The sequence below is a fragment of the Streptococcus oralis ATCC 49296 genome (assembly GCF_000185265.1).
Lineage (GTDB): Bacteria > Bacillota > Bacilli > Lactobacillales > Streptococcaceae > Streptococcus > Streptococcus oralis_BC.
Genome location: NZ_GL622183.1, coordinates 1,033,760 through 1,059,915 on the forward strand (window position 1 = coordinate 1,033,760; position 26,156 = coordinate 1,059,915).

Sequence of the window (26,156 nt, forward strand, 5' to 3'; positions counted from 1 at the left end):
ACTCATGGAAGCAAATGTTGGGAGGATATCCTATATCCAACAGTTAGTGGATAGAAAGGATTGTTGATGAGGATACCATTTGTGGTGGTTTGACCAATCACGACTAGCTCAGGTTAAATAAAATATAAAAAAGCAACAACTATTTCAGTTGTTGCTTTTTCTTACTGAAAAATGTTTCTCAGACAGTGATCGTTTTATTTTTCCACACGTGATTTGTTGGCGATATCAGCTAGGATAGCTTGCACAAAGTCATCGACTGAGACAGTTTGTGTTTCTTTTTGGCCATAGCGACGAACGTTGACAGTTCCGTCTTCCATTTCCTTATCACCAACGATCAATTGGTAAGGAATCTTGCTGGTTTGTGAAGCACGGATCTTGAACTGCATTTTTTCATTGCGCTCATCTACGTCGGCACGGACACCACAGTCACGGAGTTTCTTAGCCACTTCCCATGCGTAGTCTACGTGTTTTTCGTTAGAAACAGGGATGAGAGTTACTTGATGTGGTGCAAGCCATGTTGGGAAAGCACCTTTGTAGTTCTCAATCAAGATAGCTGTGAAGCGTTCCATAGTTGAGATAACCCCACGGTGGATCATAACTGGACGGTGTTCTTCACCATCAGCCCCGATGTATTTGAGGTCGAAGCGTTCTGGAAGCAAGAAGTCAAGCTGGATAGTCGAAAGGGTTTCTTCTTTTCCGAGAGCTGTCTTAACTTGGATATCCAATTTTGGTCCGTAGAAGGCTGCTTCACCTTCAGCTTCAAAGTAGTCAACACCCATTTCATCAAGGGCTGCACGAAGCATGGTTTGGGCATTTTCCCACATCTCATCGTTGTCAAAGTACTTGTGAGTATCTTGAGGGTCACGAAGAGAGAGACGGAAGCGGTATTCAGTCAAGTTGAAGTCTTCATAAACATCGATAATCAACTGAAGGGCACGTTGGAATTCTTCTTGGATTTGTTCTGGAGTAACAAAGAGGTGACCGTCGTTGAGTGACATCTCACGCACACGTTGAAGACCTGTGAGGGCACCAGATTTCTCGTAGCGGTGCATCATACCGATTTCAGCGATACGGATTGGCAATTCACGGTAAGAGTGAACATGGTGTTTGAAGACTTGGATGTGGTGCGGGCAGTTCATTGGACGAAGAACGAATTCTTCCCCGTCACCCATGTCCATAGTTGGGAACATGTCTTCTTGGTAATGATCCCAGTGACCAGAAGTCTTGTAAAGCTCAACAGAAGCAAGTGGTGGAGTATAGACGTGTTGGTATCCTGAAGCCAACTCCTTGTCGACAATGTAGCGCTCCAATTCACGACGGATCGTCGCACCGTTTGGCAACCAGAATGGAAGTCCTTGTCCCACTTCTTGTGAAATCATGAAGAGGTCAAGTTCTTTACCAAGTTTACGGTGGTCACGTTCCTTAGCTTCTTCACGCATTTGGAGGTAGTTTTTCAAGTCTTTCTTGTCAAACCAAGCTGTACCGTAGATCCGTTGCATCATCGCGTTGTCACTATTTCCGCGCCAGTAAGCACCAGCTACATGGAGAAGGTGGAAGATTTGGATGCGACCAGTTGATGGGACGTGTGGTCCACGGCAAAGGTCCACGTATTCACCCTGACGGTAGATAGTCAAACCACCCTCGTCTTCTGAGTGTTCTTCGATCAATTCCAACTTGTAAGGGTCGTTCTTGAAGATTTCACGTGCTTCGTCTTTAGTGACTTCCTCACGAATAGATGGGAAGTTTTCTTTGACGATTTTTTGCATTTCTTCTTCGATACGAGGAAGGTCTTCGTTGGAGATTTGACCAGCCGTGTTATCAGTATCGTAGTAGAAGCCATCTTCAATAGCTGGACCAACACCCAAGTGAATATCTGGGAAAAGGCGACGAGCTGCTTGGGCAAACAAGTGAGCAGCTGAGTGACGCAAGATATCAAGAGCGTCTTCGTGATCAGGTGTCACGATTTCGATGCTTCCATCTTCAGTGATAGAACGAGTCGTGTCGATGAGTTTGCCGTTGAATTTACCAGCCAAGGCTTTTTTAGCGAGGGAATTGCTGATAGATTGGGCAATTTCAAAAGTAGTAACGCCAGATTCGAATTCACGAACAGCGCCATCTGGGAAAGTAATCTTAATCATGGTTTTCTCCTTAAAAATTTATCATATTTAAAAACTGAGGTTGAAGAAGTAGAGAATTCGTTATCTACAAAGAATGATAACAATTGATTATCTAAACAAATGATAGTTTAACTTTCTTATTCCAAAGATAAAGAAAGCCGTAGAAATGAATAGATAGCATACTAAGGAAAGGATTAGAGACAGATATTGTTCATCAGTCATCTCACCTTTCATGTATATCCTTAGTGGATAGTTTCTTATAGCATTAACCAAATAAATTCCAGCAGTTAGACTTAGGAAATATCCTGATAGGATGAGTTTCTTTTTCTTAAAAAACATTAAGATACCAAAAAAAGGAGCTAGAAATGGCAAAAGAGGAACAAATGCAAAAAATGAAAAGACAACAATGTACTCTAACCCCCATAGACTGAGAGTTTTCATTAGCCATACATAGACGACAAGGAAGGCACAGAGAATCACCCAAGACAATGATTTATTCATATCAACCTCCATCTTCTTTTCTTAGCTATGTTTCATTTAACCTGGCAATATCTCAATTCTCCAAACAAAAAACGACATCCTAAAAGGACGTCGCAACGTGGTTCCACCTTCATTTATGTTCCTCAAAAAAGAGGGACACCTCTGATTGGCTTTAACGTAGCCACCGTTTTATGTTTGCATAAAAGTCAGTAGAGTAGTATCAGTTTAGGCTTTCTATGCGTTTCCAGCAACCACGCACTCTCTAGTAGAAAGGGACTAAGTGACTTGTCTCTATGCATTATTATAGCATGATTGCGAGAATTTTCAAGGTTTTTATATAATTTTTTTGTTTTTCTCTCTTTGGGAGACATGCTTGATACCTATGCCAGCAACCAAGCCAAGTAGGGCAAAGAGCTCATAGACTAGGAAGTAAAGTAGGATGAATTCGCCAAAGGTGATGATGGTAAAGCAATAGAGCAGACCAATACCGAGTAGCCACCAAAGTGAGAAATGAAATCGATAGCTATAAAGTAGCGATACGATAAAGGTTACCAGAGGTGAGAAGAGGATGATGTTATAAATGTACAGTCCCTTCAGTGTATATGGGTCAGAGATGAGTAGAGAGAGGAGCGCATAGAGGGGCCAGTAAAAAAAGAAAGTGACAAGGTAGTATGGGATATACTTAAGATAATTCCGCATGGCAATAGTCCTCCAATCTGGAAAAATTGAGAGATATTGTATACAACATAATCCTAAATGAAGGGGAAATCTCTACTTATATTATAGCACGATTTGGAGGCTCTTACAATTTAATCCAGTGATTAGTGATAGTGATCTTTTCGAGTGTTTTCTGCTATAATACTAACAAAAGAAGTAAGAGAGAATGAGGAGAAAGAATGACCAAAATAGCAGTTCTTTCAGACATACATGGAAATACGACAGCTTTGGAAGCTGTTCTGACTGATGCTAAAGCAGCAGAGGTAGACCAATACTGGCTTTTAGGGGATATTCTGATGCCAGGAACAGGACGTAGAAGGATATTGGACCTCTTAGCAAGTTTGCCTATTACAGTAAGAGTTCTGGGAAATTGGGAGAATAGTCTCTGGCGAGGCCTGCATCGCAAGTTAGATCCTACAATAGCGAGTCATCGTTATCTCCTGCGTCAAAGTCAGTACATCTTAGAGGAGGTCAGCCCTGAAGAAATCGAAGACCTCAATAATCAACCCATGCAAGTTCATCGTCAGTTTGGTGATTTGATGGTAGGAATCACTCACCATCTCCCTGATAAAAACTGGGGTAGAGAGTTGATTCATACGGGAAAGCAAGAAGATTTTGATAGATTGGTGACGAATCCACACGCCTCTATCGCAGTATATGGCCATATTCATCAACAGTTGCTTCGTTACGGAAGTGATGGACAGTTGATTCTTAATCCAGGTTCCATTGGACAACCTTTCTTTCTAGATGCGAAGTTGCGTAAGGACCTGAGGGCTCAGTATATGATTTTAGAGTTTGATGAAGCAGGTTTGTCTGATGTTGATTTTCGTCGAGTGGATTATGATGTGGAAGCTGAATTGCAGTTGGCTAAGGATTTGAAGCTCCCCTATTTCCAGGTCTACTATGAAAGTTTGGTAAATGGGATTCACCATACTCATAATCACGAATTGTTAGGTCAGATTAGTGAACAAGAAGGTTATGATCAGGATGTTGAACTCTGGATGGAAAGAGACAAGAAAGATTGGTTTTAAGAGGACTTCTAGCTAGAAATCAGATAGTCTAGGGACTGTTGTTTACCGATAAGTCGAACTGGATACGAATTGACGGCTTCTCAAATTTATGTTAGAATAACGGAATATAACTAATTTGAATTTCATACTAATTGATATTCAAAATAAGAGGAGACAGATAATGAAACCAGAAGAGTTACACGCTATTGCCTCGGAGTTGGGCTTGCAATTTGACGAAGATTCACGTAGTATCTATGGCACGCGGTCAGGCTATTTATTATTCCTGCAAGAAACTGACGTGAAAAATCAGTTTCGACTTTGTGTCAGTGTGAGTTTGAATGGCAATCCTGCGGATTCAGAAGAAAATGAATTAGTTTGGGATGAGTTTAAGAGTGAATCTCTTCCAAACTTGTCGACCTTGTCTATCAACCAGTACCTTGTTTCTTTTGTCGTAAAAGGTGCAATGCGCAAATCCAAAACAATCGAAAAGTTACAGACGCTCATAACAGACCTCGTTGCATTCCTTGAAACCCATCATTTCGTCCAAGTGTGTGCCTACAGTGGTCAGGAAGGCCCCGTTGGTCTCTATCAATTAGGTGATTCAATTTTCCTTATCAACGAGGAAAGCTATCAATTGCTGAAGAGCAATCTTCAGATTGAGGTGGATTCTTATCAAAATCAAAAGGAAAATGTTCTTCTTGGAGCAGTTGGTGCCTTGCTTGGAGCCTTGATTGGTGGAGCAGTTGCTCTATTTATCGCACGTCTAGGTTATGTAGCTATGGTAGCGGGTATTGTTCTGGGGATTTGTACCATTAAAGGATATGAAATCCTTGGAAGAAAGGTATCTCGAAAGGGGATTGTAATTTCCTCTATTTGGATGGTGATTACTGTCTTTCTAGTGAATCAAATTGATTTGGCGATGGAAGTCGTTTCCAAACTAGGGGTTGAGTTTGCCTTTGCTTTCCGAGCGGTGAATGAATTAATCTTTAACGGTGATTTCCCAAAAAATTATTTTTATAATCTAGCTATGTTAGCTGTGTTTACCTTAGTTGGTGCTGGGGCGTCTATCAGCTCGGTTTGGTCAAGTCATAAAACAAAAGGGATTGTCCGTAAAATTGCATAAAGAAATAAGTCTTTGTATGTCCTCCGCTGTTCTGGGTACCAAGAGGGATACAGGACTTTTTGCATTGAGAAGATAATCATTCGTTAATATTTGACAGGATAAGCAAAAAAGGTATAATGTTTATACGGGAAAAGATGAATAAAATATCAATGAAAGGAGAAGAAGATGCAAATTTCAAGCCGATTTACAATTGCGACTCATATGATGATTATTATTGCACTGCAGGATACAGACAGCAAGGTAACCAGTGATTTTCTTGCGGCTAGTGTCGGAGTCAATCCAGTCATTATCCGTAAGACTTTATCGCAACTCAAAAAAGCAGGATTGATTTCAGTTGCTCGTGGTACGGGAGGAACTGAGATAATAAAAGACCTTAAGGATATCAGTTTGTTGGATGTCTACCAAGCTGTAGAGTGTTTAGGAAAATCTGGTAAGCTCTTTAGTTTCCATGACAATCCAAATCCTAATTGCCCAATTGGTGCGAATATCCATGCAGTCTTGGACCAAAAGTTGTTCGATGTTCAAGCAGCTATGGAGAACCAACTGCGTCAGACAAGTCTGGCTCAGGTTGTAGCAGATGCTCAGAATAAACTCTCTAAGTAAGAGGACTAAGGTTCTCTTTTTCTATTGCTATAATTATGGTACAATGTAGTCATCAAAGGAGGAGACTATGTACTTTATCACAGGATTTTTTGTCCTACTTTTTCTCGTTTCGTTTTTAAGGGACAATCGCAGTCTCTGGAATCCAGCTCTCTTGCTTTTGTCTCTGCTCTTTTCTTATATGTCCATTGCCAATCTTTTTTACGAAGCTGGGCAGAAAGAAGTGCACATGGTTTTCTTTGCAGGGATTTTTCTCCTGCTGCCTCTTTTAGTTTTTCTAAGTGGTTTTTTCCTTATTTATAATGGATTTGTGTTATTGAAAAAAGAAGGAAAATCCAAGGCAAATTATTTGTCTCTAGGATTAGGCTGCGTGATTCTATTCTTTTTTGTGATCATGGCGATTCGAGTGAGCGATACCAAGGGCTTGTTTTACACCAATCATCTAGTGAATATTATCTTTTTCTTTTTGATTTATTCGTATTTGATTTTTGGTTTTGCCTTTGCAGGATTTCTGCTTTATTCCATTCTGTATCTTTTCATTCCTAAGAAAAAATATTATGATTTTATCATCATTCACGGAGCAGGCTTGTTGAATGGAGAAAAAGTCACTCCCTTACTGAAGAGTCGCATTGACAAAGCAGTAGAAGCTTATCACCAGTCTCTCAATCCCAATGTTAAAATCATCTCAAGTGGTGGTCAAGGTGGGGATGAGAAGATTTCCGAGGCTCAGGCAATTTGTAATTATTTGCTGGAAGAGACGGATGTTCCGAGAGAAGCGATTCTCCTAGAGGAAGACTCAACGACGACCTATGAGAATCTTCTCTTCTCAAAAGAAATGGGAGAGAAGCTGGTGGCCAGTCCACGTTTTCTCTTTGTGACCAATGATTACCATGTTTTTCGTACCAGTACCTATGCTCGCCGTATTGGGATGAAGGGAGATGGTCTTGGTTGCCGTACAGCCGCCTACTATATCCCATCGGCCTTTATCAGAGAATACATTGCTCTATGTGTGAAGATGAAATGGCTTTTTATCGCTTTCTATGTTTTGTTGATTTTAGCTCTGATTTTCTCCTATAGAGGTGTTCTATGGTAATCAAAAAATCAGCTCTCCATTTTTGCGGAGAGCTGATTTTTATTCTGCGGCTTGTTGCCAACGTTTTGCTAGCATATGAGACAAGCTAGAAATAGCAAAGTTAAAGATAAAGTAAATCAAGGCAATCAGGATATACAGACTGAAGACCTGCTCTGGTTCGAAATAGCGTCCCATGAGAATTTGGCTAGCGCCAAAGAGTTCTTGTAGAGCGATAACAGAGTAGAGAAGGCTGGTATCCTTAATCACGGTTACAAACTGAGAAATGATGGCTGGCAGCATTTTACGGATCGCTTGTGGGAGAATGATGTAGTAGAGGATTTGCGTAGAGGTGAATCCTTGTGACATTCCTGCTTCGTACTGGCCCTTGTCCACGGCATTGAGACCGCCTCGGATAATCTCAGCTAGGGCTGCTGAGGTAAAAAGAGTAAAGGCAGTAATACCTGCTGGTGTGGACTTCATCTTGAACACCAAAAAGATAGTGAAAATCCAGAGAAGGTTGGGAACGTTACGTACAAACTCGATATAAATGCTGGAGATGATCCGTAAGACAGGATTTTTCCCATTTCTCATGACGGCTAGTACTGTTCCGATAAGGGTCGAGAGGACGATAGCAATCAGAGAAATGTAGAGGGTCAAGCCAAATCCTTTAAAGATAAAGACTAGGTTATCTGGGGTCAAAACTTCTAAAATAGATTCCATAGTAACCTCCTAAAGTGAATAGGCTTTTTTGTTGGCTTGCTCCATCTTGCGACCAAACTGGGCAACAGGGAAGCATAGGGCAAAGTAGAGAAGAGCAGCACCTAAAAAGGCTGGGATATAGTTTCCGTTGAGAGCCGACCAAGACTTAGTCACAAACATCAAGTCCACTCCAGAGATAATGGCAACTGTAGAGGTGTTCTTGATGAGGTTAACGATTTGATTGGTCAAAGGTGGGAGAATGATGCGGAAAGCCTGAGGCAAGATAATCAAGCGCATGGCACTGATATAGGTAAAACCTTGCGACAAGGCGGCCTCCATCTGACCGCTAGGAATAGACTGAATCCCTGAACGAATAACCTCAGCGATATAGGCACCGTGATAGAGTCCCACACAAAGTACAGCAGTCCAATAAATCGGAATCATGATGGTATGGTCACTGATAAGAGGCAAACCATAGAAGACGATGACAAACTGCACCAAGAGGGGAGTATTTTGGTAAAATTCGACAAAGATACGAGCCAAAATTCTTAAAATTTGATGTTTGCTAGTTGATAGGACTCCAAAGATGATTCCTAAGACCATGGCTAGGATAAAGGATCCAATTGCTAGGGCAAGAGTGAAGAGGAAACCATTAAAAAATTGTCCAAAATCCTGAAAATAGGCTGTCCAAGATGATAAATCTGTCATGGGGTGTCCTCCTTAATCTGCTGTATGGCTAGATGGTTTGAGCTTGTAACGGTCATAGAGTTTCTGTAAACTACCATTCTTGCTCCATTTAGTGACCAAGGTATCAAGATAGTCGTTGAGCTCGGTGTTTGATTTCTTGGTGACGATACCGTAGTCAGATGGCTTGAAACTATCATCTAGTAGTTCTGTCCGTTTACTAATGTAGCCTGACAGGATCGAGCGGTCCACGGAAAAGGCATCAATACGGTGAGCGTGAAGGGAAGTAATCAATTCTGGGTAGGAACCAAGTTCGACGAATTTAAAGGTTAGACCTTTCTTTTTCCCTAGTTCAGTAATCAGGCGTTGGGTGATGGAACCTTGAGCAACTCCGATCGTTTTACCGTTTAGGTCTTCAATGCTTTTGATATTGGCAGATTTGTTGACCAAAAATCCAGAAGCGTCCGTGTAGTAGGGACTTGTGAAGTTGTATAATTTTTTACGCTCGTCTGTGATGGTGAAGGTTGCGATATCCATGTCGACCTGTTCATTGTCTAATAGTGGACCGCGGGTTTGAGCGGTAACAGGAACGTAGCGAATCTTGACCTTGAGTTCATCTGCAATCATCTTGGCCAGGTCCGTTTCGATACCAGAATAGGTCCCTGTCTTGGGATCTTTGTAGCCAAAATTAGGAACGTCTTGTTTGACACCAACAACTAGTTCGCCTCTTTTTTGAATGTCTGCGACGCTAGTATCGGCCTGGACTGGTTTGGCAGCAGCAAGGCTGAAAAGGCTAATTAATAATGCGGATAAAAAGAATTTCTTTTTCATAGGCGCCTCCTTATTTGACTTTATCACTTTCGTGGTTGATAATTTTGCTGAGGAATTGTTGGGCACGTGGCTCGCTTGGATTGTCGAAAAAGCCGTCGACATCTGTCGTATCTACTAAAACTTCCCCGTCAGCCATAAAGATAATGCGGTCCGCAACTTCACGGGCAAAGCCCATTTCGTGGGTAACGATGATCATGTTCATCCCATCATGCGCCAGTTTTTGCATAACTGCTAGAACATCTCCGATGGTTTCAGGGTCAAGAGCAGATGTTGGCTCATCAAAGAGGAGGAGCTCCGGATGCATGGCAAGACCACGAGCAATGGCGATTCTCTGTTTTTGACCACCAGATAGCATTGCTGGATAGGAATCTTTCTTGTCCCACATATTTACAAATTCCAGATATTTTTGGGCTGTTTTTTCAGCTTCTTTTTTATCAATTCCTAGAACTTTAATGGGCGCAAGTGTCACGTTTTCTAACACTGTTTTGTGTGGATAAAGGTTAAAATGTTGAAAAACCATGCCGACTTCCTTACGAAGAGGAACCAGATCTTTCTGGCTAGCACCTGCTACTTGGTGTCCATTGACTAGGAGACTTCCTTTGTCAACAGCCTCCAAACCATTGATCGTACGGATAAGAGTGGACTTCCCAGAACCAGAAGGTCCAAGCAGGACAACAACTTGTCCTTTTTCAAAACGGAGATTGATGTCGCGGAGTGCGTGATAGTCTCCGTAATATTTTTCGACGTTTTTAAATTCTACTAAAGCCATGAGAGATCTCCTTTGTGTTAGATTTTATAACATGATTCTACACCAAAAGAATGTTCTTGTCAAATCATATCTGAAAAAAATTCACTAAAATTTTATAAAAAAGCAATCTGGATAGAGAAAATGCCTAAATCATGTTATAATGAAACGATAGAATTCTTAGAAAGAGTGGATGTTTTTTTGATAACTCCTACTTATGAATGGCAGTTTGCCCCGCAGGTTGAAGATGCGGATTTTACAAAGATAGCCAAGAAGGCTGGACTGGGTCCTGAGGTGGCTCGGTTATTATTTGAAAGAGGGATTCAGGATGAAGAAAGTCTAAAGAAGTTTTTAGAACCTTCTTTAGAGGATTTACATGACCCCTATCTGCTCCATGATATGGACAAGGCAGTGGAACGGATTCGTCAGGCCATTGAAGAAGGGGAAAACATTCTCATCTATGGAGACTACGATGCGGATGGTATGACTTCAGCTTCGATTGTGAAGGAAAGTTTAGAACAGCTTGGCGCCGAGTGCCGTGTTTATTTGCCAAATCGTTTTACCGATGGCTATGGTCCCAATGCCAGTGTTTATAAATACTTTATCGAGCAAGAGGGTATTTCCTTGATTGTGACAGTGGATAATGGGGTTGCAGGTCACGAAGCCATTGAATTGGCCCAGTCTATGGGAGTGGACGTCATTGTGACTGACCACCATTCCATGCCTGAAACCCTTCCTGATGCCTATGCGATTGTTCACCCTGAGCATCCAGATGCGGACTATCCTTTCAAACAGTTGGCCGGATGCGGAGTGGCTTTCAAGCTGGCTTGCGCTCTTTTAGAAGAAGTGCAAGTGGAGCTACTCGATTTGGTAGCCATCGGAACTATTGCCGATATGGTGAGCTTGACGGATGAGAATCGCATTTTGGTTCAATATGGTCTGGAAATGTTGGGACATACTCAGCGCATCGGTCTGCAAGAAATGCTAGACATGGCTGGGATTGCTGCGAATGAAGTGACAGAAGAAACGGTTGGCTTTCAGATTGCCCCTCGTTTAAATGCCTTGGGGCGTTTGGATGATCCTAATCCAGCTATTGATTTGTTGACTGGGTTTGACGACGAGGAAGCGCATGAGATTGCCCTCATGATTCACCAGAAAAACGAAGAGCGCAAGGAAATCGTTCAGTCAATTTATGAAGAAGCTAAGACCATGGTGGATCCTGAGAAGATGGTCCAGGTCTTGGCCAAGGAAGGCTGGAATCCTGGCGTTCTGGGTATCGTTGCTGGTCGTTTGTTGGAAGAACTAGGGCAGACAGTTATTGTTCTTAATATAGAAGATGGTCGTGCCAAGGGTAGCGCTCGTAGTGTGGAAGCAGTCGATATTTTTGAAGCTCTGGATCCTCATCGAGACCTCTTTATCGCCTTTGGTGGCCATGCTGGTGCAGCAGGAATGACGCTGGAAGTGGAGAAACTTTCAGATTTATCTCAGGTTTTGGAAGACTATGTCCGTGAAAAAGGTGCAGATGCTAGTGGTAAGAATAAGTTAAATCTAGATGAAGAGTTGGATTTGGAGACTCTTAGTTTAGAAACGGTTAAAAGTTTTGAACGCTTGGCACCCTTTGGAATGGACAATCAAAAACCTGTCTTTTATATCAAGGATTTTCATGTCGAAAGTGCTCGTACCATGGGAGCAGGCAATGCCCACCTCAAACTAAAAATTTCCAAGGGTGAGGCGAGTTTTGAAGTGGTTGCCTTTGGACAAGGTAGATGGGCAACAGAATTTTCTCAAACCAAAAACTTAGAATTAGCAGTCACCTTGTCTGTCAATCAATGGAATGGCCAAACTGCCCTCCAGTTGATGATGGTGGATGCTCGTGTGGAAGGTGTTCAACTCTTTAACATTCGTGGGAAGAATGCAGTCTTGCCAGAGGGAATTCCAGTCTTGGATTTCTCTGGAGAGGTGCCAGATTTAGCGAATAGTGAGGCGGTTGTTGTGAAAAATATTCCGGAAGATATTACCTTGCTGAAGACCATTTTTCAGGAACAACATTTCTCTGCGGTATACTTCAAGAACGACATTGACAAGGCCTACTATCTAACAGGTTATGGGACCAGAGAGCAGTTTGCAAAATTGTACAAGACTATTTACCAGTTCCCGGAGTTTGATATTCGCTACAAGCTCAAAGATTTGGCGACTTATCTCAATATCCAACAAATCTTGCTGGTCAAGATGATTCAAGTATTTGAGGAACTTGGCTTTGTAACGATCAAAGATGGTGTCATGACAGTCAATAAAGAAGCGCCGAAAAGGGAAATTGCTGAAAGTCAGATTTACCAAAATCTCAAACAGACCGTTAAAGACCAAGAAATGATGGCGCTGGGGACAGTGCAAGAAATTTATGATTTTTTAATGGAGTAATAGATAGAAAGGGACTGAGATGACCTATCTCGGTCTCTTTTTGTCGGATAAATGCTTGGTGTGGGAGTGGTTGAGAAGACGGTCTTTTGAGTGGTTTACTGATGTAAAGATTAGGGGAATGATTCATTTTTATTCTCTTCTATCACTTTATACGATGTCTGCTTTTAAACCTTATGTAGTAAAAGTATAAATTTTTGTAACATGACTAAAATATAACTCTAAACGAACTGACATGTAAATCAAGTATGATTTTCTTATCAAGAAAATATAAGGGGAACCTAGTTATGAAAAAAACAGTTACGAAACTGACTCTTGGTTTGACTTCTACGGCTATTTTAGCTACAGTTGGGGCTCAAACTGTTCATGCGAACTCTTACGTTGTCCAAGATGGTGATTCATTTTATGCCATTGCAACTGCAAACGGCATGGATCCGCATGAGTTGGCAGCTTTGAATGGAAAAACTATCTTTGACACTATCCACCCAGGCGATGTATTGGAAGTGAGTGGTTCCGCTCAGGCTAGCTCTGCCTACAGTGCTCCAGCTAGTACTGCGAATGTGGTATCAGATACAGAGGATGTTGTCGAAAAGACTCCTACAAACTATGGAAACTCTTATCCTGTTGGTCAGTGTACATGGGGCGTGAAAGAATTGGCGCCTTGGGCTAGCAACTGGTGGGGAAATGCTAACACGTGGGCAATCTACGCGAGTGCTCAAGGCTATAAGACAGGAAGTGTTCCAGTAGTAGGAGCAATCGCCGTTTGGGACGGTGGTGAATATGGACACGTTGCTTATGTAACAGATGTTCAAAGTGAAAACTCTATCCAGGTATTGGAAGCAAACTACAGACGTCAAAAGCAGATTGCAAATTATCGTGGCTTCTTTAATCCACACGAATTTTTAGGAAACGTCACTTATATCTATCCAAACTAAAGATGATAAAAAGATTTAGAATTTCTAAGTCTTTTTTCTTTTTGAAGAAATTTCCTATCGTTAAGCTCCATCTTGGTGGATAATTGCTGAAAAATTTTTAGATTCTGTAGCGAACAGGAAAATCTCGCTTTTGAATGTAGATAAACCATGTCTTTGTAGAAAATAGTTCTCAAGTCGAGAGGTAAAAGCAAGTTTTTTTGAACTAAAAGAGAAATTTAGGGTTCGAGAAAGGTATCTGAAATCAAATTGATTAAGAAATCCATATTTTTTATGGTACAATCGTTCCATTATCTTCGTTGAAGCCTCTAAAAGAGAAGTCAAAGTAAAAAGATTTGATTCACAGTAGTGACTAATCTCTAGTTAAAAACCTATCTTCGTTTTGAAAATAATCAAAAAAATGGTATAATGGTAGGAAAAGATTCGGCTGAAAGTTTTAGAACTTTTAGAATAAAAGGGTAAATTCACCCTATAATCAAGATAAATGAAGTTTCGGAGGAAAAATGAGTAATATTAGTTTAACAACACTAGGTGGTGTACGAGAAAATGGGAAAAATATGTACATCGCTGAAATCGATGGTTCTATTTTTGTTTTGGATGCAGGGCTTAAATACCCTGAAAATGAACAACTAGGGGTCGATGTCGTCATTCCAAATATGGACTACCTTTTTGAAAATAGCGATCGTATCGCTGGGGTCTTCTTGACCCACGGACATGCGGATGCTATTGGTGCCCTACCTTACCTTTTGGCAGAGGCTAAGGTGCCTGTGTTTGGCTCTGAGTTGACCATCGAGTTAGCAAAACTCTTTGTTAAAGGAAATGATACGGTTAAGAAATTCAATGACTTCCATGTGATTGATGAGGATACGGAGATTGACTTTGGGGGAACGGTGGTTTCCTTCTTCCGTACAACTCACTCTATCCCAGAAAGTTTGGGAATAGTCCTGAAAACAGCTGAAGGTAGCATTGTTTACACAGGGGACTTCAAGTTTGACCAGACTGCTAGTGAATCCTATGCGACGGATTTTGCTCGCTTGGCCGAGATTGGTCGTGATGGTGTCTTGGCGCTCCTCAGTGATTCAGCCAATGCAGATAGCAATATCCAAGTGGCGAGTGAGAGTGAAGTTGGAGACGAAATTACCCAGACCATTGCAGACTGGGAAGGTCGTATCATTGTTGCCGCAGTTGCCAGCAACCTCTCTCGTATCCAGCAGGTTTTTGATGCTGCTGCAGATACAGGTCGCCGAGTTGTTTTGACTGGATTTGATATTGAAAATATCGTCCGTACAGCGATTCGTCTCAAAAAATTATCTCTAGCTAATGAAAGTCTCTTGATTAAACCTAAAGAAATGTCTCGTTTTGAAGACCATGAGTTGATTATCCTTGAGACGGGCCGTATGGGTGAACCTATCAATGGACTTCGTAAGATGTCCATTGGACGCCACCGCTATGTGGAAATCAAAGATGGGGACTTGGTTTATATCGTAACGACTCCATCTATCGCCAAAGAAGCCGTCATGGCGCGTGTTGAAAACATGATCTACCAAGCTGGTGGTGTGGTGAAACTCATTACCCAAAGCTTGCGAGTATCCGGACACGGGAATGCGCGTGATTTGCAGTTGATGATCAATCTTTTGCAACCAAATTACCTCTTCCCTATCCAAGGGGAGTACCGTGAGTTGGATGCGCATGCCAAGGCTGCTATGGCAGTTGGGATGTTGCCAGAGCGTATCTTCATCCCTAAAAAGGGAACGACCATGTCTTATGAACATGGGGACTTTGTCCCAGCTGGAGCTGTTTCTGCAGGTGATGTCTTGATTGACGGAAATGCCATCGGGGATGTTGGAAATGTCGTCCTTCGTGACCGTAAGGTCTTGTCAGAGGATGGTATTTTCATCGTCGCAATCACAGTCAACCGTCGTGAGAAGAAAATTGTGGCCAAGGCCCGTGTTCACACGCGTGGATTTGTTTATCTCAAGAAGAGTCGTGATATTCTCCGTGAAAGTTCAGAATTGATTAACCAAACGGTAGAAGAGTATCTCCAAGGTGACGACTTTGATTGGGCAGATCTCAAAGGCAAGGTTCGTGACAATCTGACCAAGTACCTCTTTGATCAAACCAAGCGTCGTCCAGCAATCTTGCCAGTCGTGATGGAAGCAAAATAATAAGCAGAATACCTACAGAAAAAGTCGAAATTCGGCTTTTTCTTATAGAATAGTAAAAGGAGACAACCATGGCAGTTATGAATATTGAGTATTACTCAAAAGTTTTGGATATGGAGTGGGGCGTTACCGTGCTCTATCCAGATGCTAGTCGGGTGACTGAACCAGATTGCACAGATATTCCTGTTCTTTATCTTTTGCACGGAATGTCAGGAAACCAAAATAGCTGGCTCAAACGTACCAATGTCGAGCGCTTGTTGCGTGGGACCAATCTCATTGTTATCATGCCCAATACTAGCAATGGCTGGTACACAGATACTCAGTATGGCTATAACTACTATACAGCTCTAGCAGAAGAGTTACCTCAGGTAATGAAACGTTTCTTCCCCAATATGACCAGCAAGCGAGAAAAAACTTTCATAGCAGGCCTATCCATGGGTGGATATGGTTCCTTCAAACTAGCTCTCGCAACCAATCGTTTTTCCCATGCGGCTAGTTTTTCTGGTGCGCTTAGTTTTCAGGAATTTTCTCCTGAAAGTCAGGATCTGGGATCGCTTGCCTACTGGAGAGGAGTTTTTGGAGAGATTAAAGACTGGACAGCTAGTCCTCATTCGCTTGAAAGCATGGCTGCAAAATCCGATAAAAAGACCAAACTATGGGCTTGGTGTGGGGAACAAGACTATCTCTACTCTGCCAATAATCTCGCAGTGAAGAACCTCAAAAAGCTTGGTTTTGAGGTAACCTATAGTCACAGTCCAGGTAAGCACGAGTGGTACTACTGGGAAAAACAATTGGAACGTTTTTTAGCTACTCTACCAATTGACTTTGTTTTGGAAGAGCGCTTATCTTAGTTTTAGGTTTCTTTCAGCTTTCTTCAGTAAAATAGAGAATCTATCTTGATCAAGGAGAACGTGATTTCAAGATAGGTTCTTATTTTTATGAAAGGTGGAGCGTCATGTTCTGGATTATTCGATTATTTTTCCGATTTCTTTTGGGAATTTGGCGTTTCTTCTGGCGTCTGGTTTGGACTGTGGTCATTCTACTGCTCATTGCCTTTGGAGTGGTTTGGTATCTGACAGGTGATTTTCATTCTGCGGTCAATCAGGTTGAAAAAATGAGTAAGATTGGTCAAGGTGGCTGGAATCAATGGAAGGAGACGGGAACGCTGGAAGTCTTGTCTCAGACAGACAGTCACCAACATGCAGAAGGCAAGTGGGCTCAGGCCTCAGCTCGCATCTATATTGAGCCTCAAATGGATGAGACCTTCCAAGGTGCCTATGCAGAAGCTATAAAAAACTGGAATCAAACGGGAGCCTTTACCTTTGAGGTGGTTGCGGATCCTAGCCAGGCAGATATTGTGGCAAGTGAGATGAATGATGGATCGACCGCTGTAGCTGGTCAAGCCGAGAGTCAAACCAATTTGTTAACCAAACAATTTATATCTGTAACGGTTCGCCTGAATCACTATTATCTATCCAATCCAAACTATGGTTATTCTTATGACCGAATCGTGCACACGGCGGAGCACGAGCTGGGGCATGCCATCGGATTGGATCATACCAACGAAACTTCTGTCATGCAGCCAGCAGGTTCCTATTATGGGATTCAGCCTCAGGATGTGAAGGCTGTTCAAGAACTCTATACCAGTAGCGACTAGATGAAGTCAGTGCAATCTAAAAAGAAATCAAAGCTCCTCCATCAAGTGATTGGTGGGGCTTTTTGTTCGTCCTGTCACGGCCTTTTTGTTATAATGGAACTATGAATAACTTGATCAAATCAAAACTAGAGCTCTTGCCGACCAGCCCTGGTTGTTACATTCACAAGGATAAAAATGGCACCATTATCTATGTAGGAAAGGCTAAAAATCTGCGCAACCGCGTCCGCTCCTATTTCCGTGGCAGTCACGATACCAAGACGGAAGCTCTGGTATCTGAGATTGTGGATTTTGAATTTATCGTTACTGAGTCCAATATCGAAGCGCTTCTCCTAGAAATCAACCTTATCAAGGAAAATCAGCCCAAGTACAATATCATGCTCAAGGATGATAAGTCTTATCCCTTCATCAAAATCACCAATGAGCGTTATCCTCGATTGATTATCACCCGTCAGGTCAAAAAGGACGGAGGTCTTTATTTTGGCCCTTATCCAGATGTGGGGGCAGCCAATGAAATCAAGCGACTACTGGATCGGATTTTTCCTTTTCGCAAGTGCACCAATCCGCCGTCTAAGGTTTGTTTTTATTACCATATCGGCCAGTGTATGGCCCACACCATCTGTCAGAAAGATGAGGCTTATTTCAAGTCCATGGCTCAGGAGGTTTCTGATTTCCTAAAAGGACAGGATGACAAAATCATCGATGACCTCAAGGGGAAGATGGCAAAGGCGGCTCAAAGTATGGAATTTGAACGTGCGGCGGAATACCGTGACCTGATTCAGGCTATTGGAACACTTCGGACCAAGCAACGGGTTATGGCTAAGGATCTCCAAAATCGCGATGTCTTTGGCTACTATGTGGATAAGGGCTGGATGTGTGTTCAGGTTTTCTTTGTGCGTCAGGGCAAGCTCATCGAGCGCGATGTCAATCTCTTCCCTTACTACAATGATCCGGATGAGGACTTCTTGACTTATGTAGGACAATTCTATCAAGAAAAATCTCACCTGGTTCCCAATGAGGTTCTGATTCCGCAGGATATCGATGAAGAAGCTGTCAAAGCCTTGGTGGATACTAAGATTCTCAAACCCCAGCGTGGAGAGAAAAAACAGTTGGTCAATCTAGCTATAAAGAATGCTCGTGTCAGCCTAGAGCAGAAGTTCAATCTGCTAGAAAAATCAGTTGAAAAGACTCAAGGGGCTATTGAAAATCTGGGACGCTTACTCCAAATCCCGACTCCAGTCCGTATCGAATCCTTCGATAACTCCAATATCATGGGAACTAGTCCTGTTTCAGCCATGGTTGTATTTGTCAACGGCAAACCGAGTAAGAAGGATTACCGTAAGTATAAAATTAAGACTGTCGTTGGAGCAGACGACTATGCCAGTATGAGAGAAGTCATTCGCAGACGCTATGGCCGAGTTCAACGTGAGGCTTTGACTCCGCCAGATTTGATTGTCATTGATGGAGGGCAAGGTCAAGTCAATATCGCCAAACAGGTCATCCAAGATGAACTGGGCTTGGATATTCCAATTGCTGGGCTGCAAAAGAATGACAAGCACCAAACCCATGAATTGCTCTTTGGAGATCCGCTTGAAGTAGTGGGGTTATCTCGCAATTCTCAGGAATTTTTCCTCCTCCAACGCATCCAAGATGAGGTCCACCGCTTTGCCATCACCTTCCACCGCCAACTGCGCTCCAAAAATTCTTTCTCATCTCAATTGGATGGAATTGACGGTCTGGGACCTAAACGCAAGCAAAATCTCATGAAGCATTTCAAGTCTCTAATCAAAATCAAGGAAGCTAGTGTGGATGAGATTGTCGAAGTTGGAGTGCCAAGAGCAGTCGCAGAAGCTGTTCAGAGAAAGTTGAATCCGCAGGAAGAAGTTGAGTTGGCTCGAGTTGCGGAAGAACAAGTAGATTACCAAACGGAAGGAAACCACAATGAAACATAAAATCGCAATTTTATCAGACATTCATGGCAATGCAACGGCGCTAGAAGCGGTGATTGCAGATGCCAAAACTCAAGGAGCCAGTGAATATTGGCTCATGGGAGACATTTTCCTCCCTGGTCCAGGTGCAAATGACCTGGTCGCTCTGATAAAGAATCTTCCTATCACGGCAAGTGTTCGAGGCAATTGGGATGATTGTGTCTTAGAGGCTTTAGATGGGCAATATGGCTTAGAAGATCCACAGGAAGTCCAGCTCATGCGATTGACCCAGTTTTTGATGGAGCGAATGGATCCTGAAACGATTGTCTGGCTACGAAACTTACCTATGCTAGAAAAGAAAGAAGTTGACGGACTGCGCTTTTCTCTTTCTCATAATTTGCCAAATAAGAACTATGGTGGTGACTTGCTAGTTGAGAATGATACAGAGAAATTTGACCAACTCCTAGATGATGAAGTTGACGTAGCGGTCTATGGTCATATTCACAAGCAGTTGCTTCGTTATGGCAGTCAAGGGCAACAAATCATCAATCCAGGTTCAATTGGTATGCCCTATTTTGATTGGAAGGCATTAAAAAATCACCGTGCCCAGTATGCCGTGATAGAAGTTGAAGATGGGGAATTACTCAATATCCAATTTCGTAAAGTCGCTTATGATTATGAGGCTGAGTTAGAATTGGCCAAGTCCAAGAGGCTTCCCTTTATCGAAATGTATGAAGAACTACGTCGAGATGACAACTATCGGGGGCACAATCTGGAACTCTTAGCTAGTTTAATTGAAAAGCATGGGTATGTAGAGGATGTGAAGAAATTTTTGGTGGCTATAAAGTCAGAATATAAGGTAGACTAGTTTCTTAAACCCCCTGAAAATTAGTTGGAACTGGATGAGGAAAAATCTGATTTTAATGATAAGTTTAAATCCAGGGCTTCATCCGTGTTCCAATTTCTTTCAATGAAAAATCCCTGCAAGCTCTTTCAAAATATGGTAGAATGGATGCAGTAGAATTAGAAAAGGAAATCGATTATGAAATTTCTTGAATTAAATAAAAAACGTCATGCGACCAAGCATTTTATTGACAAGCCTGTGGATCCAAAAGATGTTCGTACAGCTATCGAAATCGCGACTTTGGCTCCAAGTGCCCACAATAGCCAACCATGGAAGTTTGTGGTGGTTCGTCAGAAAAATGCTGAATTGGCAAAATTGGCTTATGGTTTGAACTTTGAACAGGTATCATCAGCACCTGTAACCATTGCCTTGTTTACAGATACAGATCTTGCCAAACGTGCCCGCAAGATTGCCCGAGTTGGTGGTGCAAAGAATTTCTCAGAAGAGCAACTTCAATATTTTATGAAGAATCTGCCTGCTGAATTTGCACGTTACAGTGAGCAACAGGTCAGCGACTACCTAGCACTCAATGCAGGTTTGGTTGCCATGAACTTGGTTCTTGCTCTTACAGACCAGGGAATAGGTTCTAATATTATTCTTGGTTTTGACAAATCAAAAGCCAACGAAGTCTTGGAAATTGAAGAACGCTTCCGTCCTGAGCTTTTGATTACTGTAGGTTACACAGACGAGAAATTAGAACCAAGCTACCGCTTGCCAGTAGATGAAATCATCGAGAAAAGATAGAAGGAAGAAAAAATGACAGCAATTGATTTTACAGCAGAAGTAGAAAAACGCAAAGAAGACCTCTTGGCTGACTTGTTTAGCCTTTTGGAAATCAACTCAGAACGTGACGACAGCAAGGTAGATGCGCAACATCCATTTGGACCTGGCCCAGTAAAAGCATTGGAAAAATTCCTTGAAATCGCAGACCGTGATGGCTATCCAACTAAAAATGTTGATAACTACGCAGGACATTTTGAGTTTGGTGAAGGAGAAGAAGTTCTCGGAATCTTTGCTCACATGGACGTGGTGCCAGCTGGTAGCGGTTGGGACACGGACCCTTACACACCAACTATCAAAGACGGTCGTCTTTATGCGCGTGGAGCTTCAGATGACAAGGGGCCTACAACTGCTTGTTACTATGGTTTGAAAATCATCAAAGAATTGGGTCTTCCAACTTCTAAGAAAGTTCGTTTTATTGTCGGAACGGACGAAGAATCAGGCTGGGCAGATATGGACTACTACTTTGAACATGTAGGACTTGAAAAACCAAACTTTGGATTCTCACCAGATGCTGAATTCCCAATCATCAATGGTGAAAAAGGAAATATCACAGAATACCTTCATTTTGCAGGTGAAAATGCAGGTACTGCTCGTCTTCACAGCTTCACAGGTGGTTTGCGTGAAAACATGGTACCTGAATCAGCAACAGCAGTTGTTTCAGGTGACTTGGCTGACTTGCAAGCTAAACTAGATGCCTTTGTTGCAGAACACAAACTCAGAGGAGAAATCAAAAAAGAATCTGGCAAATACAAGGTGACAATCATTGGTAAATCAGCTCATGGTGCTATGCCAGCTTCAGGTGTCAATGGTGCGACCTACCTGGCCCTCTTCCTCAGCCAATTTGACTTTGCTGGACCAGCCAAAGACTACCTCGACATCGCTGGTAAGATTCTCTTGAATGACCATGAGGGTGAAAATCTCAAGGTTGCTCATGTGGATGAAAAGATGGGTTCCCTTTCTATGAATGCGGGTGTCTTCCGCTTTGATGAAACAAGTGCTGACAATACGATTGCTCTTAACTTCCGTTATCCAAAAGGAACAAGCCCAGAGCAAATCAAGTCAATCCTTGAAAACTTGCCAGTTGCTTCTGTTAGCCTTTCCGAACACGGTCACACCCCTCACTATGTGCCAATGGAAGATCCGCTTGTGCAAACCTTGTTGAATGTCTATGAAAAACAAACTGGTCTTAAAGGTCACGAGCAAGTCATCGGTGGTGGTACCTTTGGTCGCTTGCTGGAACGTGGAGTTGCCTACGGTGCTATGTTCCCGGACTCAATCGATACCATGCACCAAGCCAACGAATTTATCGCCTTGGACGATCTCTTCCGAGCAGCAGCAATTTATGCAGAAGCTATTTATGAATTGATCAAATAAAACGATAGAAGTCTGAGATTGTATGCTTGGACTTCTTTTTGGAGGGAAAACAGATGTCTCAAATTGAAAGAATCAAGCAAGCCATTATGGCGGATCCGCAAAATACCTGCTATACAGAACGCGGAATCGAACCTCTCTTTGCGGCGCCAAAAACTGCCCGCATCAATATTGTCGGTCAGGCACCGGGGCTTAAAACCCAAGAAGCTGGGATTTATTGGAAGGATAAGAGCGGCGATCGCTTGCGGGACTGGTTAGGTGTGGATGAAGACACCTTTTACAATTCAGGTTATTTTGCAGTTCTGCCAATGGATTTTTACTTCCCAGGACATGGCAAGTCAGGTGATCTTCCACCTCGTACAGATTTTGCAGAAAAATGGCATCCGCAACTCCTCAAGGAATGTCCAAATATTGAATTGACCCTTTTGATTGGCCAGTATGCCCAAGCCTACTATTTACAGGAGAAAATCAGTGGCAAGGTGACCGACCGTGTGCATCGGTTTAAGGATTATTTGCCTGATTATTTCCCTTTGGTGCATCCGTCACCTCGTAATCAAATCTGGATGGCTAAGAATCCTTGGTTTGAGTCAGAAGTAGTGCCAGATTTGAAAAATAGAATTCAAAAGATTCTTGGAGAAACAAAATGAAAGAAATTACTTTTAACGATTTTTACCAGTTTTATCAGAAAGGGTCCCTTTCAGTCTTAGACGTGAGAGAAGTAGAAGAGTTCGAGACGCTTCATTTAGAAGGTGCTCAGAACCTACCACTTAGTCAATTGGCTGATACTTATGATCAATTGGACAAGGACCTCTTGTATTATGTCATTTGCAAATCTGGGGTGAGGTCAGCGCGTGCTTGTCAATTTCTAGCTGAACAGGGTTATGACGTTATCAATGTCCAAGGTGGAATGATGACCTTTGAAAATCTTTAAACCTCTATGGTGATAGATCCTAATCTTCCCTTGCTCGGTTCCAACTGAGTGAGGGATTTTGTTTTTAGATAATTCTTATTTTTAAAAATATTGAAAACATTCAATGATTAATTTTGGATACTTTTTTCAAAGTCCTAATCATGGTATACTAGGTCAGTATTTTAGAAATATGAAGGAGATTATTATGGCTAAAAAAGGTGCCCTAACAGGCTTGCTCCTGTTTGGAATATTTTTTGGTGCGGGGAACTTGATCTTTCCGCCCTCTCTAGGTGCCCTATCTGGAGAACAGTTTCTTCCTGCCATCGCAGGTTTTGTCTTTTCAGGTGTCGGTATTGCCGTCTTGACACTTATTATTGGAACGCTAAACCCGAAAGGATACATTCACGAGATTTCTAAGAAAATCTCACCTTGGTTTGCGACGCTTTATCTTGCAGTCCTCTATCTATCGATTGGCCCCTTCTTTGCCATTCCACGTACAGCCACAACAGCTTACGAAGTTGGGATTAGTCCCCTCTTATCCGAAGCAAACAAAGGCCTAGGATTGATTATCTTTACCGTGCTGTACTTTGCAGCGGCTTATTTGATTTCACTTAATCCATCAAAGATTTTGGATCGAATTGGACGTATCTTAACGCCAGTCTTTGCTTTGTTGATCGTTATCTTGGTTGTACTAGGTGCCTTCAAATACGGTGGAACAAGTCCTCAAACTGCGTCAGCTGCTTATCAAGCTTCTGCTTTTGGGACAGGTTTCCTAGAAGGTTATAACACTTTGGATGCCCTTGCCTCAGTGGCTTTCAGTGTGATTGCTGTTCAAACCTTGAAACAACTTGGATTCTCCAGTAAGAAAGAATACATTTCAACTATTTGGGTGGTTGGTATCGTTGTAGCTCTTGCTTTCAGCGCTCTTTACATTGGTTTAGGATTCCTTGGAAATCACTTCCCAGTACCAGCAGAAGTGATGAAGGGTGGAACACCAGGTGTTTATATCTTGTCGCAAGCAACTCAGGAAATCTTTGGTTCAACAGCTCAACTCTTCCTTGCTGTTATGGTAACTGTAACCTGCTTCACAACGACAGTTGGATTGATTGTGTCGACAGCAGAGTTCTTTAACGGACGTTTCCCACAAATCAGCTACAAGGTCTATGCAACTGCCTTTACCTTGATTGGATTTGCTATTGCAAATCTTGGACTTGATGCAATCATTAAGTATTCAGTGCCAGTACTGGTAATATTGTACCCAATCACCATCGCCATTGTGATGATTGTGATTGTTAATAAGTTTGTAGCCCTATCAAAACCGGGCATGCAGTTAACTATTGGGCTTGTTACAGCTATTGCTCTTGCAAGCGTCCTTGGAAGTTCCTTTAAGATTGAGTTTCTAGAAAATCTGATTAATGCCCTTCCGTTTGCGTCAGCCTCTCTTCCATGGCTAGTGCCAGCTATTGTCGGAATCTTGCTTTCATTGGTTCTACCAAACAAACAAGAGAGTGATGTTTTTGAGATGGAATAAAAAAATTCTTGGTCATCGACCAAGAATTTTTTGTATGAGCACGACTCATTAGTTGGTTTGTTCAATATAACCAGCCTCTTTAAGCATTTTTCTAGTTTTTAGAAAACTTACACGGCTTCCAGAGCCAGAAACTTCATTTGGCATTGCTTTTTTCATCTCTTCGAGATTCACAACAGTCATGTCAACCTCCATGCTATGGATGACTTTTCCATCTTTGAATTCGATATTTTGTGTAATGCCTTTAAGTCCTTCCTCCTTTTTATAAGTTTTCACGATAAGTTCTTTAATCTCTTCTGCTGACTTGTCCAGTATTTCAGGGTCAAAAACATTATAGACTTCTTGTTTTACAACATCATCCCCCTTAACAGTGTATGTCAAGGTAGAAGTTCTTCCGGGATTGCTATTGTGAACAAAAATGTAGTTTTTTGTCTCATCTTTCTTTTCAGATGATTGTTGACTGCTTTGTTTGGTCTCGCTTGACTGAGTTGTTGTGTCTTCTTTGGTACTGCTGCTAGCAGGTGTAGAAGCTTGTTTGGAACATCCAAGCAGGAGGACAAGTGAAGTCACTAGGGCTAGTGAAGTTTTAACATAAGTTTTCATAGAATTTCCTTTCATAATCAAAGTATTTTGTATTATAACATGATTCTACTACAAAATCAACTAGACCTCCCCTCTCATCTGACTTGACATGACAATGAACAGAAACTAGTCTGACGATTAAAGTTTTGTCTCTATTTGTTTCAAAAATCTTTTATCATATGGCTTTATAAGGGTGTGAAGTTTTAAATGCACTTTTTATGGGATTTGGAGGAATCTATTGAACTCATCGGTTAGGGATGTAACAAAATACCCCAAGAGTCAGAGTTGTGTCTAACTTTTGGGGTGGACCTACACTAGTCTATATGAAATTTTGGGAGATTAGTTCGTCTTCTCTGTGAATCCCATTTTTTCCAGTGCTTTTTTAGAATTTGAGAAACTGACACGATTACCGATACCAGAATATTCTTCAGGAAGTGCTTTTCTAAGTTCGCTAATGCTTGCAACTGAGAAGTCAACTTCTAGATCTTGAACAACTTTTCCATCTTTGATTTCAATCGTTTGTTTAACACCTTTGAGTCCATTATAACCTTTGTACTTTTCTTCGATAAAACTCTTGACATCTTCTGGAGTTGCACCAAGGATTTCAGGATCAGCAATGTTATGAGCTGATTGCTTGATAACATTGTCGCCGTCTACAGTATAAACCAAGGTAGAAGTGATTCCAGAATTGCTTTTGTTGACAAAAGTATGTGTCTTAGTTGTTTCTTTCTTTTCAGATGATTGTTTGCTGCTTTGTTTGCTCTCACTTGACTGAGTTGTTGTGTCTTCTTTAGAACTGCTGTTGGTAGGTGTTGACGCTTGTTTGGAACATCCGAGCAGGAGAACAAGTGAAGCCACAAGGGCTAGTGATACTTTAAAGTATGATTTCATATTTGTTACTTTCCTTTC

General features: G+C 41.9%; 25 protein-coding genes. 16 read left to right on the forward strand and 9 right to left on the reverse strand.

Annotated elements, in window-relative coordinates:
- Positions 1–194: 194 nt before the first annotated feature.
- The 3 genes from thrS to HMPREF8578_RS07215 form a co-directional block, all read right to left on the reverse strand.
- Complete coding sequence (gene thrS, locus HMPREF8578_RS07205; protein WP_000591040.1) at positions 195–2,138, reverse strand: threonine--tRNA ligase; 1,944 nt, start codon at positions 2,136–2,138, stop codon at positions 195–197.
- Positions 2,139–2,225: 87 nt separating this feature from the next.
- Positions 2,226–2,618, reverse strand: a complete 393-nt coding sequence (locus tag HMPREF8578_RS07210; protein ID WP_001043307.1) for a hypothetical protein — start codon at positions 2,616–2,618, stop codon at positions 2,226–2,228.
- Positions 2,619–2,930: 312 nt separating this feature from the next.
- The gene (locus tag HMPREF8578_RS07215; protein WP_001246987.1) at positions 2,931–3,296 is read right to left on the reverse strand and encodes a hypothetical protein; all 366 of its coding nucleotides are present in this window, start codon (positions 3,294–3,296) and stop codon (positions 2,931–2,933) included.
- A 197-nt stretch (positions 3,297–3,493) separates the two neighbouring features.
- On the opposite strand from HMPREF8578_RS07215, the gene HMPREF8578_RS07220 reads away from it, so the two are divergent.
- The 4 genes from HMPREF8578_RS07220 to HMPREF8578_RS07235 all read left to right on the forward strand — a co-directional run bounded on the left by HMPREF8578_RS07220 (position 3,494) and on the right by HMPREF8578_RS07235 (position 7,140).
- Positions 3,494–4,345, forward strand: coding sequence for a metallophosphoesterase family protein (locus HMPREF8578_RS07220; protein ID WP_000161113.1), 852 nt, complete (start codon positions 3,494–3,496; stop codon positions 4,343–4,345).
- Between the two features lie 160 nt (positions 4,346–4,505).
- The gene (locus HMPREF8578_RS07225; protein WP_000801527.1) at positions 4,506–5,447 is read left to right on the forward strand and encodes a hypothetical protein; all 942 of its coding nucleotides are present in this window, start codon (positions 4,506–4,508) and stop codon (positions 5,445–5,447) included.
- 165 nt (positions 5,448–5,612) lie between these two features.
- Positions 5,613–6,050, forward strand: coding sequence for an Rrf2 family transcriptional regulator (locus HMPREF8578_RS07230; RefSeq protein ID WP_001167388.1), 438 nt, complete (start codon positions 5,613–5,615; stop codon positions 6,048–6,050).
- 67 nt (positions 6,051–6,117) lie between these two features.
- On the forward strand, positions 6,118–7,140 hold the full coding sequence (locus HMPREF8578_RS07235) for a YdcF family protein (RefSeq protein WP_000273636.1): 1,023 nt from the start codon (positions 6,118–6,120) through the stop codon (positions 7,138–7,140).
- Between the two features lie 39 nt (positions 7,141–7,179).
- On the opposite strand, the gene HMPREF8578_RS07240 is transcribed toward HMPREF8578_RS07235, so the two are convergent.
- From HMPREF8578_RS07240 to HMPREF8578_RS07255, 4 genes are read right to left on the reverse strand one after another with little or no spacing between them, the layout of a single operon-like run.
- Positions 7,180–7,839, reverse strand: a complete 660-nt coding sequence (locus HMPREF8578_RS07240; protein ID WP_000443893.1) for an amino acid ABC transporter permease — start codon at positions 7,837–7,839, stop codon at positions 7,180–7,182.
- A 9-nt stretch (positions 7,840–7,848) separates the two neighbouring features.
- Positions 7,849–8,526, reverse strand: coding sequence for an amino acid ABC transporter permease (locus tag HMPREF8578_RS07245; protein ID WP_000131150.1), 678 nt, complete (start codon positions 8,524–8,526; stop codon positions 7,849–7,851).
- A gap of 12 nt (positions 8,527–8,538) precedes the next feature.
- Positions 8,539–9,333 carry a transporter substrate-binding domain-containing protein gene (locus HMPREF8578_RS07250; RefSeq protein ID WP_000726187.1) on the reverse strand — a complete coding sequence of 265 codons (795 nt, stop codon included), beginning with the start codon at positions 9,331–9,333 and terminating at the stop codon, positions 8,539–8,541.
- A 10-nt stretch (positions 9,334–9,343) separates the two neighbouring features.
- Positions 9,344–10,102, reverse strand: coding sequence for an amino acid ABC transporter ATP-binding protein (locus tag HMPREF8578_RS07255; protein ID WP_001229588.1), 759 nt, complete (start codon positions 10,100–10,102; stop codon positions 9,344–9,346).
- Between the two features lie 177 nt (positions 10,103–10,279).
- Here HMPREF8578_RS07255 and recJ point away from each other — a divergent pair, with 177 nt between their 5' ends.
- The 12 genes from recJ to brnQ all read left to right on the forward strand — a co-directional run bounded on the left by recJ (position 10,280) and on the right by brnQ (position 24,668).
- Positions 10,280–12,496 carry a single-stranded-DNA-specific exonuclease RecJ gene (gene recJ, locus HMPREF8578_RS07260; RefSeq protein WP_025168826.1) on the forward strand — a complete coding sequence of 739 codons (2,217 nt, stop codon included), beginning with the start codon at positions 10,280–10,282 and terminating at the stop codon, positions 12,494–12,496.
- Between the two features lie 284 nt (positions 12,497–12,780).
- A complete protein-coding gene (locus HMPREF8578_RS07265; RefSeq protein ID WP_000754474.1) occupies positions 12,781–13,428 on the forward strand; it encodes a COG3942 and LysM peptidoglycan-binding domain-containing protein in 648 nt (215 codons plus the stop codon).
- A gap of 500 nt (positions 13,429–13,928) precedes the next feature.
- Complete coding sequence (locus HMPREF8578_RS07270) at positions 13,929–15,590, forward strand: ribonuclease J (protein WP_000065609.1); 1,662 nt, start codon at positions 13,929–13,931, stop codon at positions 15,588–15,590.
- 68 nt (positions 15,591–15,658) lie between these two features.
- Positions 15,659–16,438: an alpha/beta hydrolase gene (locus HMPREF8578_RS07275; protein ID WP_000290057.1), complete on the forward strand. Its 780-nt coding sequence runs from the start codon at positions 15,659–15,661 to the stop codon at positions 16,436–16,438.
- A 104-nt stretch (positions 16,439–16,542) separates the two neighbouring features.
- Complete coding sequence (locus HMPREF8578_RS07280) at positions 16,543–17,244, forward strand: M57 family metalloprotease (RefSeq protein ID WP_000498554.1); 702 nt, start codon at positions 16,543–16,545, stop codon at positions 17,242–17,244.
- 101 nt (positions 17,245–17,345) lie between these two features.
- Entirely contained in the window at positions 17,346–19,193 is a 1,848-nt protein-coding gene (gene uvrC / locus HMPREF8578_RS07285) for an excinuclease ABC subunit UvrC (RefSeq protein WP_001061176.1), read from the forward strand.
- Positions 19,183–20,037 (forward strand): metallophosphoesterase family protein, encoded by an 855-nt coding sequence (locus HMPREF8578_RS07290; protein WP_000680853.1) that lies wholly within the window; start codon positions 19,183–19,185, stop codon positions 20,035–20,037. Before uvrC ends, HMPREF8578_RS07290 begins: the two co-directional genes overlap by 11 nt.
- Before the next feature lie 174 nt (positions 20,038–20,211).
- Positions 20,212–20,817 carry a nitroreductase family protein gene (locus HMPREF8578_RS07295; protein WP_000670144.1) on the forward strand — a complete coding sequence of 202 codons (606 nt, stop codon included), beginning with the start codon at positions 20,212–20,214 and terminating at the stop codon, positions 20,815–20,817.
- 12 nt (positions 20,818–20,829) lie between these two features.
- Positions 20,830–22,230 (forward strand): dipeptidase PepV, encoded by a 1,401-nt coding sequence (gene pepV, locus HMPREF8578_RS07300; protein WP_000125068.1) that lies wholly within the window; start codon positions 20,830–20,832, stop codon positions 22,228–22,230.
- A 53-nt stretch (positions 22,231–22,283) separates the two neighbouring features.
- Positions 22,284–22,874 carry a uracil-DNA glycosylase family protein gene (locus HMPREF8578_RS07305; RefSeq protein ID WP_000078131.1) on the forward strand — a complete coding sequence of 197 codons (591 nt, stop codon included), beginning with the start codon at positions 22,284–22,286 and terminating at the stop codon, positions 22,872–22,874.
- Entirely contained in the window at positions 22,871–23,158 is a 288-nt protein-coding gene (locus HMPREF8578_RS07310; protein WP_000659164.1) for a rhodanese-like domain-containing protein, read from the forward strand. Before HMPREF8578_RS07305 ends, HMPREF8578_RS07310 begins: the two co-directional genes overlap by 4 nt.
- A 184-nt stretch (positions 23,159–23,342) precedes the next feature.
- On the forward strand, positions 23,343–24,668 hold the full coding sequence (brnQ, locus tag HMPREF8578_RS07315) for a branched-chain amino acid transport system II carrier protein (protein WP_001074588.1): 1,326 nt from the start codon (positions 23,343–23,345) through the stop codon (positions 24,666–24,668).
- Between the two features lie 48 nt (positions 24,669–24,716).
- Here the strand turns inward: brnQ and HMPREF8578_RS07320 are convergent, their stop codons facing one another.
- A complete protein-coding gene (locus HMPREF8578_RS07320) occupies positions 24,717–25,268 on the reverse strand; it encodes a DUF1307 domain-containing protein (RefSeq protein ID WP_000861107.1) in 552 nt (183 codons plus the stop codon).
- A gap of 318 nt (positions 25,269–25,586) precedes the next feature.
- Positions 25,587–26,138, reverse strand: coding sequence for a DUF1307 domain-containing protein (locus HMPREF8578_RS07325; protein ID WP_000844332.1), 552 nt, complete (start codon positions 26,136–26,138; stop codon positions 25,587–25,589).
- Positions 26,139–26,156 lie beyond the last annotated feature (18 nt).